Source organism: Candidatus Poriferisodalis sp. (genome assembly GCF_965198245.1).
GTDB lineage: Bacteria > Actinomycetota > Acidimicrobiia > Acidimicrobiales > Poriferisodalaceae > Poriferisodalis.
Genome location: NZ_OZ240249.1, coordinates 4106120 through 4121681 on the forward strand (window position 1 = coordinate 4106120; position 15562 = coordinate 4121681).

The 15562-nt window shown below is 66.8% G+C and carries 19 protein-coding genes; 10 read left to right on the forward strand and 9 right to left on the reverse strand.

The genetic code is table 11. The features are described 5' to 3' along the window. Positions 1 to 54: 54 nt before the first annotated feature. From ACOCMM_RS18190 to ACOCMM_RS18205, 4 genes are all read right to left on the reverse strand, one after another. On the reverse strand, positions 55 to 258 hold the full coding sequence (locus ACOCMM_RS18190; RefSeq protein WP_419554546.1) for a hypothetical protein: 204 nt from the start codon (positions 256 to 258) through the stop codon (positions 55 to 57). A 35-nt stretch (positions 259 to 293) separates the two neighbouring features. Then, positions 294 to 644 (reverse strand): type II toxin-antitoxin system RelE/ParE family toxin, encoded by a 351-nt coding sequence (locus tag ACOCMM_RS18195; protein WP_419554547.1) that lies wholly within the window; start codon positions 642 to 644, stop codon positions 294 to 296. 150 nt (positions 645 to 794) lie between these two features. Continuing rightward, entirely contained in the window at positions 795 to 998 is a 204-nt protein-coding gene (locus ACOCMM_RS18200) for a hypothetical protein (protein ID WP_419554548.1), read from the reverse strand. 57 nt (positions 999 to 1055) lie between these two features. Beyond that, complete coding sequence (locus ACOCMM_RS18205; RefSeq protein WP_419554549.1) at positions 1056 to 1469, reverse strand: hypothetical protein; 414 nt, start codon at positions 1467 to 1469, stop codon at positions 1056 to 1058. A 172-nt stretch (positions 1470 to 1641) separates the two neighbouring features. Here ACOCMM_RS18205 and ACOCMM_RS18210 point away from each other — a divergent pair, with 172 nt between their 5' ends. From ACOCMM_RS18210 to ACOCMM_RS18240, 7 genes are all read left to right on the forward strand, one after another. Continuing rightward, positions 1642 to 2373: a flavodoxin family protein gene (locus tag ACOCMM_RS18210; RefSeq protein ID WP_419554550.1), complete on the forward strand. Its 732-nt coding sequence runs from the start codon at positions 1642 to 1644 to the stop codon at positions 2371 to 2373. A 94-nt stretch (positions 2374 to 2467) separates the two neighbouring features. After that, positions 2468 to 3811, forward strand: a complete 1344-nt coding sequence (locus ACOCMM_RS18215) for an ATP-binding protein (RefSeq protein WP_419554551.1) — start codon at positions 2468 to 2470, stop codon at positions 3809 to 3811. Positions 3812 to 3904: 93 nt separating this feature from the next. Continuing rightward, on the forward strand, positions 3905 to 5296 hold the full coding sequence (locus ACOCMM_RS18220) for an amidase (protein ID WP_419554552.1): 1392 nt from the start codon (positions 3905 to 3907) through the stop codon (positions 5294 to 5296). Between the two features lie 208 nt (positions 5297 to 5504). Further along, entirely contained in the window at positions 5505 to 5810 is a 306-nt protein-coding gene (locus ACOCMM_RS18225; protein ID WP_419554553.1) for a putative quinol monooxygenase, read from the forward strand. A gap of 193 nt (positions 5811 to 6003) precedes the next feature. Continuing rightward, entirely contained in the window at positions 6004 to 6507 is a 504-nt protein-coding gene (locus ACOCMM_RS18230; RefSeq protein WP_419554554.1) for an FxsA family protein, read from the forward strand. 71 nt (positions 6508 to 6578) lie between these two features. After that, positions 6579 to 7415, forward strand: a complete 837-nt coding sequence (locus ACOCMM_RS18235; protein WP_419554555.1) for a hypothetical protein — start codon at positions 6579 to 6581, stop codon at positions 7413 to 7415. A gap of 34 nt (positions 7416 to 7449) precedes the next feature. Further along, positions 7450 to 8385: a DUF1295 domain-containing protein gene (locus ACOCMM_RS18240; protein ID WP_419554556.1), complete on the forward strand. Its 936-nt coding sequence runs from the start codon at positions 7450 to 7452 to the stop codon at positions 8383 to 8385. Between the two features lie 202 nt (positions 8386 to 8587). On the opposite strand, the gene ACOCMM_RS18245 is transcribed toward ACOCMM_RS18240, so the two are convergent. Continuing rightward, entirely contained in the window at positions 8588 to 8992 is a 405-nt protein-coding gene (locus ACOCMM_RS18245; protein WP_419554557.1) for a VOC family protein, read from the reverse strand. Between the two features lie 287 nt (positions 8993 to 9279). On the opposite strand from ACOCMM_RS18245, the gene ACOCMM_RS18250 reads away from it, so the two are divergent. Beyond that, positions 9280 to 10212, forward strand: coding sequence for an alpha/beta fold hydrolase (locus ACOCMM_RS18250; protein ID WP_419554558.1), 933 nt, complete (start codon positions 9280 to 9282; stop codon positions 10210 to 10212). A gap of 69 nt (positions 10213 to 10281) precedes the next feature. Next, positions 10282 to 10860 (forward strand): NADPH-dependent FMN reductase, encoded by a 579-nt coding sequence (locus ACOCMM_RS18255; RefSeq protein ID WP_419554559.1) that lies wholly within the window; start codon positions 10282 to 10284, stop codon positions 10858 to 10860. A 165-nt stretch (positions 10861 to 11025) separates the two neighbouring features. Here the strand turns inward: ACOCMM_RS18255 and ACOCMM_RS18260 are convergent, their stop codons facing one another. The 4 genes from ACOCMM_RS18260 to ACOCMM_RS18275 form a co-directional block, all read right to left on the reverse strand. Continuing rightward, complete coding sequence (locus ACOCMM_RS18260) at positions 11026 to 11520, reverse strand: NUDIX hydrolase (RefSeq protein ID WP_419554560.1); 495 nt, start codon at positions 11518 to 11520, stop codon at positions 11026 to 11028. Between the two features lie 3 nt (positions 11521 to 11523). Beyond that, a complete protein-coding gene (locus ACOCMM_RS18265; RefSeq protein ID WP_419554561.1) occupies positions 11524 to 11670 on the reverse strand; it encodes a hypothetical protein in 147 nt (48 codons plus the stop codon). Next, on the reverse strand, positions 11670 to 12449 hold the full coding sequence (locus ACOCMM_RS18270; protein WP_419554562.1) for a 2-phosphosulfolactate phosphatase: 780 nt from the start codon (positions 12447 to 12449) through the stop codon (positions 11670 to 11672). Before ACOCMM_RS18270 ends, ACOCMM_RS18265 begins: the two co-directional genes overlap by 1 nt. Positions 12450 to 12938: 489 nt before the next feature. Next, positions 12939 to 14471, reverse strand: coding sequence for a DUF3179 domain-containing (seleno)protein (locus ACOCMM_RS18275; protein ID WP_419554563.1), 1533 nt, complete (start codon positions 14469 to 14471; stop codon positions 12939 to 12941). Between the two features lie 102 nt (positions 14472 to 14573). Between ACOCMM_RS18275 and ACOCMM_RS18280 the strand changes: the two genes are divergently transcribed. Continuing rightward, a complete protein-coding gene (locus ACOCMM_RS18280; protein ID WP_419554564.1) occupies positions 14574 to 15311 on the forward strand; it encodes an SDR family oxidoreductase in 738 nt (245 codons plus the stop codon). The last annotated feature ends 251 nt before the right edge of the window (positions 15312 to 15562 follow it).

Here is a 15562-nt window from a genome sequence, read left to right on the forward strand (position 1 = left end):
GCACTTCCTGCTCGGCGTCGTAGGGTGTCGCAGAGTCTGCTGCCGCCTCCGCAGCTATGGGGTCTGTGCCTGCTGGCTCAGGTTCTCAGTTCCCGCTGGGTGTTGCTTGGCATAGGGGGCGTCGGTCCGCTCGCGGCGCGTCAGTTCGTCCTCGGCTTCTGCCAGAAGCCGTTCCGCATCAGGGCGGTTCGCGAACTCGTCGTGCAGTTCGGCGAGCGGCTGCAATTCGAGATCGCGGCGACGTCGGAACCAGCTCATCGCTCCGACGCTAGCAACCCTGTTGGGCACGGCTTCTATGCCTCCGCTTCAATGTTTGCCAAGTGGCGGCTGTAGAGGAGATCCGCTCGGCGAATCGCCTTGCGGTACCACCTCGCTCCCTGCTGGCCAGTGGTCTTGTCACCGCCGCAGAGCAACACGATGCGCTGCCGAGGGTCGAGGGCGTAGAACGCGCGGAGTGTCCGCGCCGGACGAAGCTCTTTCATGTTGCTGTGCTTGGAGCCCCGAACACTGTCGGCGATTGGTCTGCCCAAGCGTGGGCCGGAGTCGATGATGCGATGTTCGGCCCGCTGCAGCCGCGCACGATCCCTGTCGGGCAGAGATCTTGCCCAAGCGCGGTACTCGGCCGTCGTCACGATCTCCCACACCGGGAAAGTCAATCTCGCCCGGGCCGCCGCATCCAATGGTTTTCTGGGATCGCCTGTGGCGGCGCACTCATCGGCGCGGCTCCCAAGAGGCTGAGCCGATGGGCGAAGCCGTGGCCCGAGCGGCCCGTGTGCGACAGCGAGAAGGTTCGCCTATTGACGTGGCCTCTCAAGCACGATTCCGGCAGCGCGTAGTTCCGCGATGGTCTCGGGCGTTCGGCCCAACTCGGTCAGGATCGCGTCGGTATCGGCGCCGCGCTCGACGGCGTCGGCCAGCACGACTTGCTCCATCATCGAATCGGGCCAGATGTTCGGGTTGCGCTGGCGCACGTCGGCTTCGCCGGGGCCGGTGGTCATATCCGTCCCGGGCCGGTCAGCGCTCCGCGCTCCGGCCCTCGGCTGAGGAGCCCTCGGCTAGGGGAAGCAGGAACCATTGCGGATCTTGCTCGGCATCCAGCCAAAGATCGAGGCTCCCCTCCCCCCGAAAGCAGTGAAGCCGCCGAGAGCTGACAGACCGATCGAGTTCACGCCGCCGAACGAGATGACCCCGATGCTGTTGAGCCCGCCGATGCTGATCACGCCGATGGAGTTGGCGCCGCCGATCGTCACAATGCCGATCGCATTCCACCCGCCGAGTGCCACGATCCCGATGGCGTTGTGCGTTCCGATGGCAATGCCGAGGCTGGTCTCGGAGTTCGGGACATTGTCGAGAACGCCCCACTGCGTCAGCAGGAACATCAGGGTCAGGCCCCCGAAAACTGCGAGCGCCCACAGCATCGTCACGCCTGCCGGCGAGAACCGGTCGTCTTCGTCTGCCGGAAGTGTCATCGCGGCCTCCCCCAGGTTGAACCGCTGACCGCTGCGAACCTACTCGCCGGGTGCTTGACGGGCTTCCCCGTAGGCCCGTCGCTGCGGTCGACTCGGGGCGCGTTCACCGAGCGGCGCCCCAGTCCTACATTGACGATCAAGCATCGACAGACAACAAAGACGAGCAGCGAGCATGACGAACACTGACGAACTTCCCGACTTCAGCGGCCTGCGGGCGCTGTTCATCAACTGCTCGATCAAGCACGACCCCGCCCAGTCGCACACCCGGCGGCTCATCAACCGGGCAGCCGGGGTGATGCGTGACCGAGGCGTCGACGTGGAGATCATCCATGCGCTCTCCCACACCATCGCCTTCGGCATGGAAAAGGACCAGACGATCAACGGCATGGCCGACGATTGGCCCGGGATCCACGCCAAGATCATGGAGGCCGACATCTTCGTGATCGGCACGCCCATCTGGCTGGGCGTCAAGTCGAGCGTGGCCACGCTGGTGGTAGAGCGCATGTACGCCTACAGCGGCGACCGCAACGCCAAGGGCCAGTACCTGTACTACGGCAAGACGGCGGGCTGCATCATCACCGGCAACGAGGACGGGGCCAAGGCCTGTGCCATGGACCTGCTGTATGCCATGTCGCACATCGGCTACACCGTCCCGCCGCAGGCCGACTGTGCCTGGCTGGGCGAGGCCGGCCCCGGCCCCAGCTACGGCGACCCCCGCCCCGACGGCGGCCACGAGGGCTACGACAACGACTTCACCAACCGCAACACCACCTTCATGTCATGGAACCTGATGCACACGGCGAAGATGCTGCGCGACAACGACGGCCTCCCCGCCATCGGCAACCTGCCCGAAACCTGGCAGCAGCTCCCCAACGCCAAGGAACAAGACCCCGAAGCCGACTGAGGGCGGCGGGCCCGCTGCGCCGGGGCTTCATACGCTATTTCTCCTTGTCAAAAGGAGATATATGGCCTAAATTCTCCTTATGGAAAGGAGAACTATGGACAACTCGTCCACCGCTGGACCGGCGTTGCGGCGCGTGATTCTTGAACAGGCCGCCGGACCCCACAAGCCGCCGGCCGGGTTGACACAGCGGCGAGTGCGGGGCCGAGTGGAGTTCGCCGGCAAAGCGACTGCGGTGGTCGGGATGCGCCGGGCGGGCAAGACGACGTTCTTGCAGCAGTTGCGTGGCGAGCGCGCCGCCGCAGGGACACCGACGGGGCGTCTACCGATGCTGTCGCTCGAGGACGAGCGGCTCACCGGGATCGATGCTGCACAGCTCGGCTCGCTGATCGACGAGTACACCGATCAGCAATTCGCCGCGGACGACAGCGGGCCAGTGGCGTGGTTCCTCGACGAAATACAGGTCGTGCCCGGCTGGGAGCGGCTCGTGCGCCGCTTGCTCGACACGCGCAGCACAGAAGTGTTCGTCTCGGGGTCGTCGGCGGCCCTGTTGTCGCGTGAGATAGCGACCGCACTCCGAGGGCGTTCCTGGCAGGTGCTCATCCACCCATTCGGCTTCGACGAAGCGCTGCGCCACAACGGCGAGCGTGTGCCCGATGACCCGTCGGCGATGGGCAGGCCAGCGCGTGCCCGCCTGGAGTCGTCGTTTGCCACGTGGCTTGAGACTGGCGGTTTCCCCGAGGCCCAAGGGCTGGACGCGCCGAGTCGCAGGCGGCTGCTTGCGGACTACGTCGACGTGGCGATCTTGCGGGACGTCATCGACCGCCACGGCACAAGCAATGTGGTGGGCCTGCGCTGGCTCGCGAGGCATCTGCTGGCTAACGCGGGATCGTCTTTCAGCGTCGAGAAGTTCCACGCGACGTTGCGTTCGCAAGGCATCGCCGTTGCCCGTGACACGGTGCATCAGCACTTGGCCCATCTCGAGGACTGCTTCCTCGTGCGCACGGTGTGGATGGAGTCCCGCTCCGAGCGCCAGCGAATGGTCAACCCTCGCAAGGCCTACCCCGTCGACGCGGGTCTGATCGGGGTCTTCGATCGCAGCGGTCGCGCCAACACAGGCCACGCTTTGGAGACCGCCGTGCTGGTGGAATTGGAGCGGCGGGGCTGCGAAGTGACCTATGTGCGCACTCCGGAGGGCTACGAGGTGGACTTCCTGGCCCGCGGCGACGACGGCAGCACCGAGCTGATCCAGGTGTGCGCCGATGCCTCGGACCAAGCCACCGCTGCACGCGAGCTGAGGGCCCTCGCCGCCGCGGCCGAAATGTTCCCGACGGCTGCCAAGCGCTTGCTGATCCAGGACCGCCGCGGCCTGCCCACCGAAACACCCGCCGACGTGACGACCCAACCCGCCTATGAATGGATGCTCACACTGCCGAACTGACACCAAGCGGGCAAGACACAGCGGATGGGCGGCGAGCCCTGCTGAGCGCGAGACTGCTCGCTGGCTCTTGAACGGGCGGCGAGCGGGGGACTTGTGACGGCGACGATTACTGAGCTGGCGGCGGGTTACCGGGACGGGTCACGCAGTCCGGTCGAGGCCACCGAGGAATGCCTGGCTGCCATTGCGGCGCTGGATGGGCGGGTCGGTGCCTGGCAGGCGGTGTACGCGGACGAGGCTCGGGCGGCGGCGGAGGCTGCCGATACGGCGCTGGCGCTGTCGGCGGGTGAGCCGCTGGGGCCGTTCTGGGGGGTGCCGTTCGCGCTGAAGGACATCGTGGACGTCGAGGGTCGGGTGACGACCGCTGGGTGCGCAGAGTGGGCGGATCGGATCTCGCCGACGACGGCGACGATCGCGCGACGCTTGCTGGAAGCCGGCGGGATCCTGCTGGGCAAGACCAAGACCGTCGAGTTCGCGATAGGCGGCTGGGGCACCAACCAGCACATGGGCACGCCGTGGAATCCCTGGGATCCGGCCGTGGCCCGCACTCCGGGCGGCTCGTCGTCGGGTTCGGGCGCGGCGGTGTCGTCGGGCATGGCGCCGTGCGCGGTGGGCACCGACACGGGCGGGTCGGTGCGACTGCCGGCTGCGATGTGCGGGATCGTCGGGCTCAAGACCACTGAGGGCCTGCTGCCGATCGACGGGATCGTTCCGCTGTCGCACACGCTGGACACGCCGGGGCCCTTGACCCGGTCCGTGCTCGATGCGGCACTGATGTTCGACGCCATGCTGGGCACGCCGCCCAACGCCCTCGAGCGGGACTGGCTGGCGGGCACCGGTCGCTACGGGGCGCTGCAAGCCGGCATTGAGGGCCGCCGCATCGGCTGCATGAGCGATGCCGAACGTGTCGGCGTGGATGCCGCCCAACTCGCGGCGTACGACGCCGCGCTTGAGGTGCTGGTCGATCTGGGAGCCGACGTGGTGTCCTTCGATGTGCCGACGTCGTTCGAGGAGATGAAGAACACCCGGTTCGTCGTCGTCACCGCGGAGTCGTACTACTACTACGGCGAGCTGATGGAGGACCCGAAGTCGAAAGTGGATGAGCGCGTGCGGGCTCGGGTTCTCCCGGGGGCCAAGATCTCAGCCAGCGACTACATCGCGGCCGCGCTGCAGCGGCGCATCGACCTTGCCGAGTTTGCGGCAGCGTTCGAGGGCTTCGACGCGATGGTGACGCCGACCACGCCGATGCTGCCGCTGCCGGTGGACGAGGCCGACGAGACGAACACCCCGGCGCTGTTCACCCGAGCGGCCAACTATCTGGCCCTGTGTTCGACGACCGTGCCGACGGGCGTGTCGGCGGGCGGCTTGCCGACGTCGATCCAGTTCATGTGCCGCGGCGGCGACGAGACGCTGTCGCTTGCGTTGGCGGCGGCGTACGAGGCGGCACGGGGGCCGATGCCGAGCCCGCCGCTGTGGGCCGGTGACTGAGCGACGCTCGGTGCGCTGCCCGACGATGCCGACCCCGCGGCCTGGCGCGCCTGAAGACCGCCGCCTGGCACCCGAGGGCAGCTCCTTTGTGCCTGCCGCGCAGGCAAGTTCGCGCCGGCCCTGCTAGTCATACGGGCCGAGGCATACAGCCGCGGCGCGAATCGCATCCTGGCACGAGCGCAGCCGACTGCAACTGAGGAGCAGGGTCATGGGCAAGGCAACGGTGATCGGCAGCTTCGCTTGTCAAGACGGCAAAGCTGACGAGATGGAGGCCGTGCTGGCCTCGATGGTCGAGGCCGCCAAGGACGAGCCGGGCGTTGAGATCTATTCGTATCACCGCGGCGAGGGAAACCACTTCTGGTTCTTTGCCCTCATGAGCGATGCCGAGTCGATGCAGCACCACGGCCAAACCCCCGCCATGCAGGAGGCGATGGCAGCGTTCATGCCGCTCATGGCGTCACCGCCCCAGATGCAGATGACCACGCCGATCGCGGCGGTCGGCCTCGACCTCTGAGAACGACGTGTCGGCGAACCTCATTGATGCAATCCGTACTCCACAGCATCGATGTCGTCGTCGGGGTCGACATGGAGAGAACCGACGAGCTCGTCGACGGTGTGAGCCGAACTGAAGGCAATTCTGGATCGATCGGTTGATGAACGATGTCTGCGGCGGAGCGACGCCTGGAGGCTCTCGTACGCTGGGCGGCGTGTTGGCGGTGCTGGTTCTCTTGCTCGTGTCGGTTCCGCTGCTGGAGCTCTACGTGATCGTGCAGGTCGCTGGCGGGCTGGGCGCGGGCCAGACGATCGTGCTGTTGCTCGTCGTGTCGGTGGTTGGCGCCTGGATGGTGCGCCGCTCCGGGCTCGGCGTGCTGAACCAGATCCGCACCCGATTGGCCCAGGGCGAGCTTCCCGGCAACGAACTGGTGGACGGGCTGCTGATCTTGCTGGCCGGGGCGTTCATGCTGACGCCCGGCTTTCTGACCGACGCGGTGGGACTGCTGCTGCTGTTCCCACCCACCCGGATCGCTGTTCGCTCGGTGCTCGTGCGTCGCTACTCCAAGCGCATCTCGGTTGCCGGCTGGTCTGGCGGGCCGAGTGAGCCCGGTGGACCCCGCGGGTCGAGCGGACAGGGCGGACAAAGCGATGCTGGGCGCTCCGGTCCCCCGCTGGACGCTGAGAGTTTCTCCGACGACGACGACCGTCTCGCCTGACCACTTCGCCTGAGCGCTTCGGGCCGGGGGGTGTCCCGAGCGCGGGGCCGCCCAACGACTAGAACTCGTCTATGGAACCCAAGGACCGGCTCCCGATCGGCGTCTCGCTGCTGGCGCTCGCGGTAGCGATCGCAGCATTGGTAGTCGCCGTCAGCGACTCCGACAGCGACGACGCCGTCGACGAGCCCGAGACAAGCGTCACAGCGTCTGCGCCAGCGACGACTCAAGCATTCCAGACCACCACCACGGTGCACACCGTTCAGACGCTGGCTCCGGCGCCCGCGACGACGGCCGCGACCCAGTTGATCGTGACGGCCACGACGGCTGCTGAGTCGGACGAGATGGCCGACTCCGAGTTCTCGGACAACCTGCTGGCCGTCGTGGGCATCGGCCACGACAGCACTCTGAACGTGCGCGAGACGCCGGGAGGCCAGATCGTCGGCAAGCTCGACTCGGACGCCGCGGGAATAGTTCCCACCGGCACCACTCGAGAGGTGACCGGGGCGATCTGGTACGAGGTGCACGCAGCTGGAGTCGTCGGCTGGGTCAGCGGCGAGTACGTGACACCGCTGGGTGTCACGATCGACGCCACGACGCAGATCGTTGCGCTCCTGGGCGAGACGCCCAGCGCGGACAACATGACGGCGTTGGGTCGGATCGTTGCGGGGGCTGTGGCATCGGAGGAGCCCGAGTCGCGTGTGAGGATCTCGGGTGCCCCCACCGTCGGAGATGTCAGCGAGATCACGATGGATGTCGTCGGTCAGCCTGACGATTCGATCCGCGGCTTCCGGCTGCACCTGTTTGCGACACCGAGCGATGGCGGCGGATCGTTCACGCTTCGCAACGTCGAGAGCACCGTGATGTGTTACACCGAGCGGGGCGTCAGCGCAGAGGGTCTCTGCAACTAAGGGGGGCGGCTGCTGACGGATGGGGGCGGCGGTGATGCGCGGACGCCATCTGCGCGTGCTCGCCGCAGTCGCCATTGGCGTGGTGTCGTTCGTGCTGGGCGTCAGCGTCTATTCGGCAATCGACCATCGGTTCGTCGGCACGCCGTACGGGGCTGCGCTGAACGTCTGCCTCGCTCTGGTGGTGCTGTGCTGGATGGCCTCGATCGTGACGCGCGACCATTCCTGGGTCGACCGGCTGTGGTCACTGGTGCCGGCGCTCTATTGCGGGATCGTGGTTGCCGACGTGGGCTTCGGTTCCGCCCGGATCACCGTGATGACCGTGCTGGCGTGCCTGTGGGGGGCTCGGCTGACATTCAACCTGGCACGCAGGGGCGGGTACCGCGCGGGCAGTCAGGACTACCGGTGGACCTACATCCAGGATCAGCTCACTGAGCTGCAATTCCAGTTGTTCAACGTGACACTGGTCTCATTCATCCAGTTGGCGATCGTGTGGTGGTTCACGTCGCCCATTCACCAGGCCTGGCTGCACGCCGAGGTGCCGTTGGGCTGGCTGGACTATGTCGCGATCGCGGCATTCTTGACCCTGCTGGTGCTGGAGAGCGTCGCCGATGGACAGATGTGGCGCTTCCAGCAGGACAAGAAGCGGCTGGTGGCGACGGGGGCCGAGGTGGAGCGGCCGTTCATGACCGAGGGCCTGTTTCGCTACTGCCGCCATCCCAATTGCGCGTGCGAAATGGGCATGTGGGTGGTGTTCAACCTGTTCGCGATTTCGGCATCCGGTCGGCTGTGGCACTGGACCGGACTTGGCTGCGTGATCTTGGTGGTGCTGTTTCTGGGCTCGACGCAGCTCACCGAGAAGATCTCCAGCGCGAGATACCCCGGCTACAGCCGCTACCAGGCCGCGGTTCCGATGTTCATTCCGAATCCGCTCAACCCGAGACGGCGGCGGGCGCAGCCTGTGTACCTGTAGCAGGATGCTAAAAAAGTGCCGATACCGCAGACCGGCAGATGCAAAGCCGCTGGTCAGAGAGTTGGTCAAGCAGCTGAAACGGGCTTTTTCAACAGCCTGCTAGCGGAGGGCTCGCTGGGCCGTCCGGCGGTTCGCTGGTGCTTGGCGCGCTCCCAGCCATGGCTGGGCAGGGCTGGGCCAAGGCTCGGCCGGGGCAGTTTGGCTAGGCGGGGCCGGGCATCTCGGGAGTGCCGTAGCCCCCGTCCACCACACCCTCGGTGAAGAACGCCTCCCACCACAGGCCGTTGGGATCAGTGACCCAGGACTTGTGCTGGAGCTGGTAGCCGCACACCAGGTCGTCCTGGTCGGCTCGGGACAGGTCGGCCGAGTCGATCTGGGTGCGCATGTCCTCGAGTTCGTCTCGGGATTCGACCTGGATGCCGTAGTGGGCCGAGCCGGGCGGTCCGTCGCCGTGGACGTCGAGCGAGAAGTTGACCCGGGGGTCGTCCAGCATCCACTTGGCGTAGTCGGAGCGCCGCAGCGTTGGTTCGCAGCCGAACAGCCGCGTGTAGAACTCGATCGACTCGTCGAGGTCGTCGACCTGCAACCCGATGTGCATCCGCCGCATGGCCCGCACGTTACGGCACCCAGCGACGCGCGATCTGACCGGTCGCACCAACCAGCAGCACCAACTGTCTACAGCAACTGGTGACGCCGGCCGGCTGATTCGCGGCGTTGCATCGGTCGTCTCCGTGCCGTGACGTGCGGAACAGCACAGGGGTGCCAACGGCTGCGTCAGTGGCACGTTGGCGCTGCCGCGGCAGACTGCTCGCCGTTGGAACCGGCTATCCGAGCTGAGCAGTCGAGTCGGATGCTGAGATTCGCCGTCGCCCCGGCAGCGAGCAGGAGACCACCATGCCCTTTGCGTCCGTCAACCAGTTCGCAGGGACAGATCAGGACGACACCGAGATCCGGCTCTACTACGAGACCCACGGCGATCCGGCCGATCCGGCGCTGCTGCTGGTGAACGGGTACTCGTCGCAGATCATCGGGTGGTTCGAGGGATTCCGGGAGCAGCTCGCCGAGCGGGGACGGTTCGTCGTGAGCTTCGACAATCGGGACGTCGGCCTGTCGACACACCTCGATGGGGTCGAGGTGGATCTCGCCGCGGTGAGCAAGGCCGCCGCCGCGGCAGCTGTGAGCGGCGAGCCCATGCCGCCGGTGCCCTACACGCTGTCCGACTTCGCCGATGATGCCGCGGGACTGCTCGACCACCTCGGCATCGGGGCCGCGCATATCGCCGGCATGTCGATGGGCGGGATGATCGTGCAGCAGATGGCCATCGACCATCCCGACCGGGTCCTGTCGATGACATCGATCATGTCGACGACGAATGAGCCTGGCTACTTCGAGGCCACGCCCGAGGCCATGGCGGCGCTGATGACGCCGCCGCCGCCCGACCGTGAGGGGTACATCGCGGCCAGCGTCGCTTCCCGCAAGATCAGCTCCAGCCGGCGCTACTTCGACCCCGACCGGGTGGCAGAGATGGTGGCCGCCGCCTACGACCGCATGTTCTACCCCGAGGGCCTGCCCCGGCAGATGGCGGCCGTGCGGTGTTCGAGGTCCCGGGTCGAGAGCCTGCGGCAGCTCGACGTGGCGACGCTGGTGATCCACGGTCGAGACGACCCGCTGATCATGCCGAACGGCGGCGAGCGCACTGCCGAGCTCGTGCCCGGCGCCAATTTGCTGCTGGTCGGCGACATGGGCCACGACCTGCCGACGCCTCTGTGGCCGATGCTCATTGACGCGATCATCAGCCACACTGCTCACGCCGGCCCTCGTCGGTGAATTCGACGGGGTCCTGAACCGGGACACGACCGGGTTATGACCGGGATATGACGAATCGAGGCACCTGACATGAAGCTCCTGGCGTTTGCCGCCTCCAACAGCAGCCAGTCGATCAACCGGCAGCTCGTGACCTACGCCGTCCGCCTTCTCCAAGACGGACACATTGAGGGCGTTCCTTCCGGTGAGGTGGAGGTCAGCACGATCGACCTGAACGACTTCGAGATGCCGATCTACAGCATCGACCGCCAGAACGCTGATGGGATCCCCCAGCCGGCCCACGATTTCTACGACACGATCGGCGCCGCCGACGCGCTGCTGATCTCCTTCGCGGAGCACAACGGCTCCTACACGGTCGCCTATAAGAACGTCTTCGACTGGGCGTCACGGATCAACATGCGCGTGTACCACGACAAGCCGATTGTGATGCTGTCGACGTCGCCGGGGGGCGGCGGGGGCGGGTTCGTGCTGCGGACTGCCGGTCACCTCGCCCAGTACTTCGGCAACGAGGTGCTGGCCAGCCTGGCCATCCCACGGTTCGGGGAGAACTTCGACACGGCCACGGGGACCCTTGCCGATGCCGACCTCGATGCTCAATTGCGGGACGCCCTCGCCACCCTGTCCAAGGTCACCGAGAACACCACATCGTGAGGTTCAGGGCTCAGGCTCAGGTCATGGACAAGTTCACCGTTGCTGCTGCGATTGCCAGGCAACGTGTTCAGGGAGTTGGGTGGTCCAATTCCAGCAAGCGATGGTTTGGTCTGCAATAGCTGTCAGACCCGGATCGCAAGTCCCTGACCTGCGGTTTCGTGTCCATCAACCACCCAAAATGCGACTTTCCGACCACCCTGCTAGGGCCGTCTCAACGGAGCCGAGGTAGCCGCTGGGGATGGGGGCGTCGGCGAGTTCGGCGGGTGTGACCAGCCTGACATCCGTGTGCTCGTCGCTGTGGCTCAGCGCTTCGGGTTGGGGGGCTTCGCATGCGTAGGTGAGGATCAGGACTCGCTTGCCTTCGACGTCGTAGATCCATGAGTCGACCAGCGGGCCGATCTCGGCATCGAGCCCGAGTTCCTCGTTGATTTCTCGACGGAGGGCGTGCTGCGGGCTGTCGTCGGAGGTCTCAAGACGACCACCGGGCAGTTCCCATTCGCCGCGGTGGTTTCGGAGCACGACGATCCGGCCGTCCCAGCCAAGCACTCCCTTGACCGACACCGGCCAACGCGCTCCGGCCATGGCCGCAGCTTCCATCGGCCCCGGGGCGGTCACGCGACCGCACTGCACATTGAGCTCACCGGTTCTGCGCGTCTGCACGCATCAGACACCGTCGACGTGATCGGCGCGGTCACCGACGACGGCATCAACGGCAAGTTCTGCGCGTCTGCACGCATCAGACACCATCGACGTGATCGGCGCGGTCACCGACGACGGCATCAACGGCAAGTTCTGCGCGTCTGCACGCATCAGACACCATCGATCCCGTCCGGTTCATGCCCGACGACTTGTTCGGGGGTCGGTCCCTCCGATGGCGCCGAGACGTACTTGCCGTCGACGAGCACCGGCACCGTGTGGCTGACGTCGACCGCCGCAGCCCACGTGACATCGATGTCGTAGCCGCGCTCAGTGAGTTCGCGTCCCGAGACGCACTCCGACAAGCGTTGTTCCAGATCATCTCTGGCATCGAGGTATGCGGCCGCTGCCGTCTCGGCCTCCGGCGTTCGGCGGGCGCCGGCAATGGAGGCGATGACGGCACCAGCTCCGATGAAGTCCTCGAATGCTGGCCGCAGGCTGTCATCGTGCGGCCACCGCTCCCCCGCGGTAAGCACTCCCACCCGCGATCCGATGCGTGCCACATGAGCGCCGACGGCGGCCGCGTTGCGCAGGCACCCAGCCACGACGGTCAGATCGGTCCAGACGAGTCGAGCGGTCAACGCCGCGCCGTTCGGCGACGGCAGCACTACGGTCGAGTTCGCCGGCAGTGAGGCGAGCGATACGGGTGAGAGCGAGTACGGCCGGACCGGCGATGTCTTGCGACGGAGCACGGCCACTTGGGCCCCGAGCTGCGCACCCAGTCGTTCCGCTTCCGCACGGTCAACTGCGCAGGGCACGACCGCCGCACCGCGCGACACCGCCACGTCCACCGCTGTGCTGAAGCTCAGCACGTCGACCACGACAACTACATCGGCCCATCCCCCGAACACCTCGACAGCACGAGGCCCCCACTCCAGATGGACCTCAACCATGTGCCTCACCGTCGCTCAGCGGTACTCAGTCGTGCGCAGTCGTGCGCAGTCGTGCTCAGTCGTGCTCAGTCGTGCTCAGTCGTGCTCAGTCGTGCTCATGCTGCGACGTCTCAGGGGCCGTCATCAGCCATGCGCACGATACGGCCAACCGGGCCGGGCTACCGGCACCTCGGCTGGGGCACTCGGCCCGTCGTGGTCTCGCCGGCACCGAGGCCTGCGCCCACCCGATGCTGCGTGTACTACAGCTCGGCGATGATCTTGACGACTCGGGGCCAGCAGGGTGCTGAAAAGGTGCCCAACTCGCTGTTTCATCCGTGCAAAACAGCAGGTCAGCGCGTTGCGGGTGCGCCCAAAGAGGGCTTTTCAGCAGCCTGCCAGAGCGCGGCCTAGGAGCGTGGTCGGAAAGTCGCATTTCGGGTGTTTGATGCACGCGAAACCGCAGGTCAGAGGCTTGCGATCTGGGCCTGACACCCATTGCCGACCACCCTCCTAGGGCTCCCACAGGAGCGTGTCGGCCATGAATTGGCTCCAGGCGAACCAGAACGACTGGTGACCTTCAATCTCCGCACTGGCAGCATCGACGGCCCGCAGCCCGCCTCCGTCGAGGTGCAGCGTGACACTGCCGAGTTCCACGGTCCCGCCGGCTTCGAGCGCAGCCACTGCTGCGGCGACGGGGAATGCAACGGGGGTGCCGTCGTCGAGGACCACGCCGAAGACCTGGTCGTGAACACTGAGGCGACCGTCGACGTCGCCGACCGGGAAGATGGGCCCGTGGTCGTCGCGGCCGCCCAGCGGGTTGAACGGGTACTGGCGGCCGGTCCCCCCGTCTCGGGCCACGATCGTCGTGTCGGGATGGGCGGCCTTCCACTCGCCCCAGGTGGTGGTGACGACGGTGGCCTGGGGCAGCACGATGCCTTGCTCACGCAGCGGCCCCGAGACCGCCCGGCCGGTGAACGTGTTGAACACCGACTTGGTGACGAGGTCGTACATGACCTTGTTCGATCGTGAGAGCAATCCTGATGTCCGCAGAACGGGCACTGCTACGCCATCGGGAACCGCATCGGTCAGGTACGCCTGCGCTGAGCCGCACAGCGTGCAGTACGGCATGCCGATGCGGCGCCCGCCGAGCGTGTCGTTGACCATCTCGTGGATTTCCATGATGTGGCGGGGGTACGCCCGGGCCTCATCGCCGATGACGACTGCGAACACGATGCCGTCGTCGGGGTACCACGAGCCTCCCGACGCGTCGGTGACCGCAGGGTCGTCAAGGGCCGGGATGCAGCCCCGCGGGCACGGGCGGGCGTCGCCGAGTTGACGGTAGTCGATCAGCACCCCGCCCCAGCTCACGATGCGCCAGTCGATGTCGGCGTCGGCGTCATCGAAGAACGGCTGCCAGCCCGGCTCGACCAGCGTGAACAGCCGCTCCTTGTAGTCGTCGTAGCCGTCGAAGGCGGGCAGATCCCATGCGAGCAGGTGATCGGTCACGGACTGCCACGGGCTTCGGGCTGCCACGGGGTCGTCGGCCAGCCTCGCGCCGGTCAGCGACTGGAAGGCCGAGACGGCCCCGTCCGCAATGTCGCCACGGGGGAAGAACCTGAGCAGGTCCGAGAGAATCCAGGCCAGTCTCGGATCGCCCGACTGGGCGAGTCTGGCGACGGTGAGGCCGCTGAAATTGACTTCGGTCTGAAAGCCGGACCAGATGAACTCGAGGTCGTCGACTGCGGTTTGTGCGAGCGGGCCCGTCGGCACCTCCGGTGGGAGCGGGAACGCGTACCCGAGGTGGTTGCGCAGCGACCCGGTTTCCCGCGGGTCCAACAGCACGGCATCCTGGCTCGATCCAGCCTCCGACGTCGATATGCCAGCCGAAGTGGTGGCCGAGGCGGTCTGCTGGACGGGATCCTCGGCCGCCTCAGCCACCGACGTCGGGGTCATGGCCGACGTCGGCGTGGTCGTGTCGCTGCCGGCACATGCTGCGGCCAGCAGTGCGGCTCCGATCAGCGGGGCGAAGAAGCGGAACCGCACGCGGCCACCCTATGACGCGGTGAGGCTGTAGTTGCCTCGCCCCTGCTCACCACAAACTCCGGCCGTCGAAGCGGGTCCCCGCTGGCTCGTAGCGTGCCGCTCATGTTGGAAGGCAAGCGAATCGTGGTGACCGGGGCCGGCGCAGGCATCGGCGCAGCCATTGCGGCCACGGCCCGCCGATATGGCGCCGTGGTGTTCGGCGCCGACATCGATCCGGACACCGCCGTCGACGGGCACTACGACGTTGCCGACGAGGCCGACGTGGCCCGGCTGTTCGAAGCCGCCGCCGCCAAGATGGGCGGCATCGATGGGCTGGTCAACAACGTCGGCATCGCAGGCCCGACGGGCCAGGTGGAAGACCTCGACCCGGCGGAGTTCGATCACTGCGTGCGCGTCAACGTCGGCAGCACCTTCCGATGCACCGCCGCCGCGGCACCGCTGCTGCCCGCCGGGGGCTCGATCGTCAACATCGTCTCCACGGCGGGGATCTTCGGGTACCCCCTGCGCAGCCCCTATGCCGCCTCGAAGTGGGCTGTGGTCGGGCTGACCAAGACCTGGGCGATGGAGCTCGGCGGGCGCCACATCCGAGTCAACGCTGTCTGCCCCGGCACCGTCGAGGGCCCTCGCATGGATGGCGTCATCGAGCGGGAAGCAGCGGCCACCGGCGCCACCGCCGAAGCGATCAGAGCCGGCTACACCGCCCAGGTGTCGATGGGCACGCTCGTCACCGGCACAGACATCGGCGAAGCCTGCGCATGGCTGCTCTCGGACGCAGCCCGCTACGTCTCAGGCCAAGTCCTCAGCGTGGACGGCAACACCGAGACCCTCCGCACCGTCTGACCGGGAGTTGCCGCAGCGTCCTTGTCGCGCAACGCGGGTCGTGTGTCCTGACGCCTCGACAAGATCGTCGGCACAGACACGGCTTTGCGCCGGATCGGACGGTGTGTGTCTCGCTCCTCGTCTCGGTCGGCCCCGGTTCAGCAAACCCCGGTTCAGCAAACCCCGGTTCAGCAAACCCCGGTTCAGCAAACCCCGGTTCAGCAGATCTGACGCGTGCTGAGGCGGGCGGTGCGCCGGGCCGGGGAGGTCCG

Coding starts and splice junctions, on each gene's coding strand:
- ACOCMM_RS18190 (WP_419554546.1), bottom strand. CDS start 258: ATGAGCTGGTTCCGACGTCGCCGCGATCTCGAATTGCAGCCGCTCGCC.
- ACOCMM_RS18200 (WP_419554548.1), bottom strand. CDS start 998: ATGACCACCGGCCCCGGCGAAGCCGACGTGCGCCAGCGCAACCCGAAC.
- ACOCMM_RS18205 (WP_419554549.1), bottom strand. CDS start 1,469: ATGACACTTCCGGCAGACGAAGACGACCGGTTCTCGCCGGCAGGCGTG.
- ACOCMM_RS18210 (WP_419554550.1), top strand. CDS start 1,642: ATGACGAACACTGACGAACTTCCCGACTTCAGCGGCCTGCGGGCGCTG.
- ACOCMM_RS18215 (WP_419554551.1), top strand. CDS start 2,468: ATGGACAACTCGTCCACCGCTGGACCGGCGTTGCGGCGCGTGATTCTT.
- ACOCMM_RS18225 (WP_419554553.1), top strand. CDS start 5,505: ATGGGCAAGGCAACGGTGATCGGCAGCTTCGCTTGTCAAGACGGCAAA.
- ACOCMM_RS18235 (WP_419554555.1), top strand. CDS start 6,579: ATGGAACCCAAGGACCGGCTCCCGATCGGCGTCTCGCTGCTGGCGCTC.
- ACOCMM_RS18240 (WP_419554556.1), top strand. CDS start 7,450: ATGCGCGGACGCCATCTGCGCGTGCTCGCCGCAGTCGCCATTGGCGTG.
- ACOCMM_RS18245 (WP_419554557.1), bottom strand. CDS start 8,992: ATGCGGCGGATGCACATCGGGTTGCAGGTCGACGACCTCGACGAGTCG.
- ACOCMM_RS18250 (WP_419554558.1), top strand. CDS start 9,280: ATGCCCTTTGCGTCCGTCAACCAGTTCGCAGGGACAGATCAGGACGAC.
- ACOCMM_RS18255 (WP_419554559.1), top strand. CDS start 10,282: ATGAAGCTCCTGGCGTTTGCCGCCTCCAACAGCAGCCAGTCGATCAAC.
- ACOCMM_RS18265 (WP_419554561.1), bottom strand. CDS start 11,670: ATGCGTGCAGACGCGCAGAACTTGCCGTTGATGCCGTCGTCGGTGACC.
- ACOCMM_RS18270 (WP_419554562.1), bottom strand. CDS start 12,449: ATGGTTGAGGTCCATCTGGAGTGGGGGCCTCGTGCTGTCGAGGTGTTC.
- ACOCMM_RS18280 (WP_419554564.1), top strand. CDS start 14,574: ATGTTGGAAGGCAAGCGAATCGTGGTGACCGGGGCCGGCGCAGGCATC.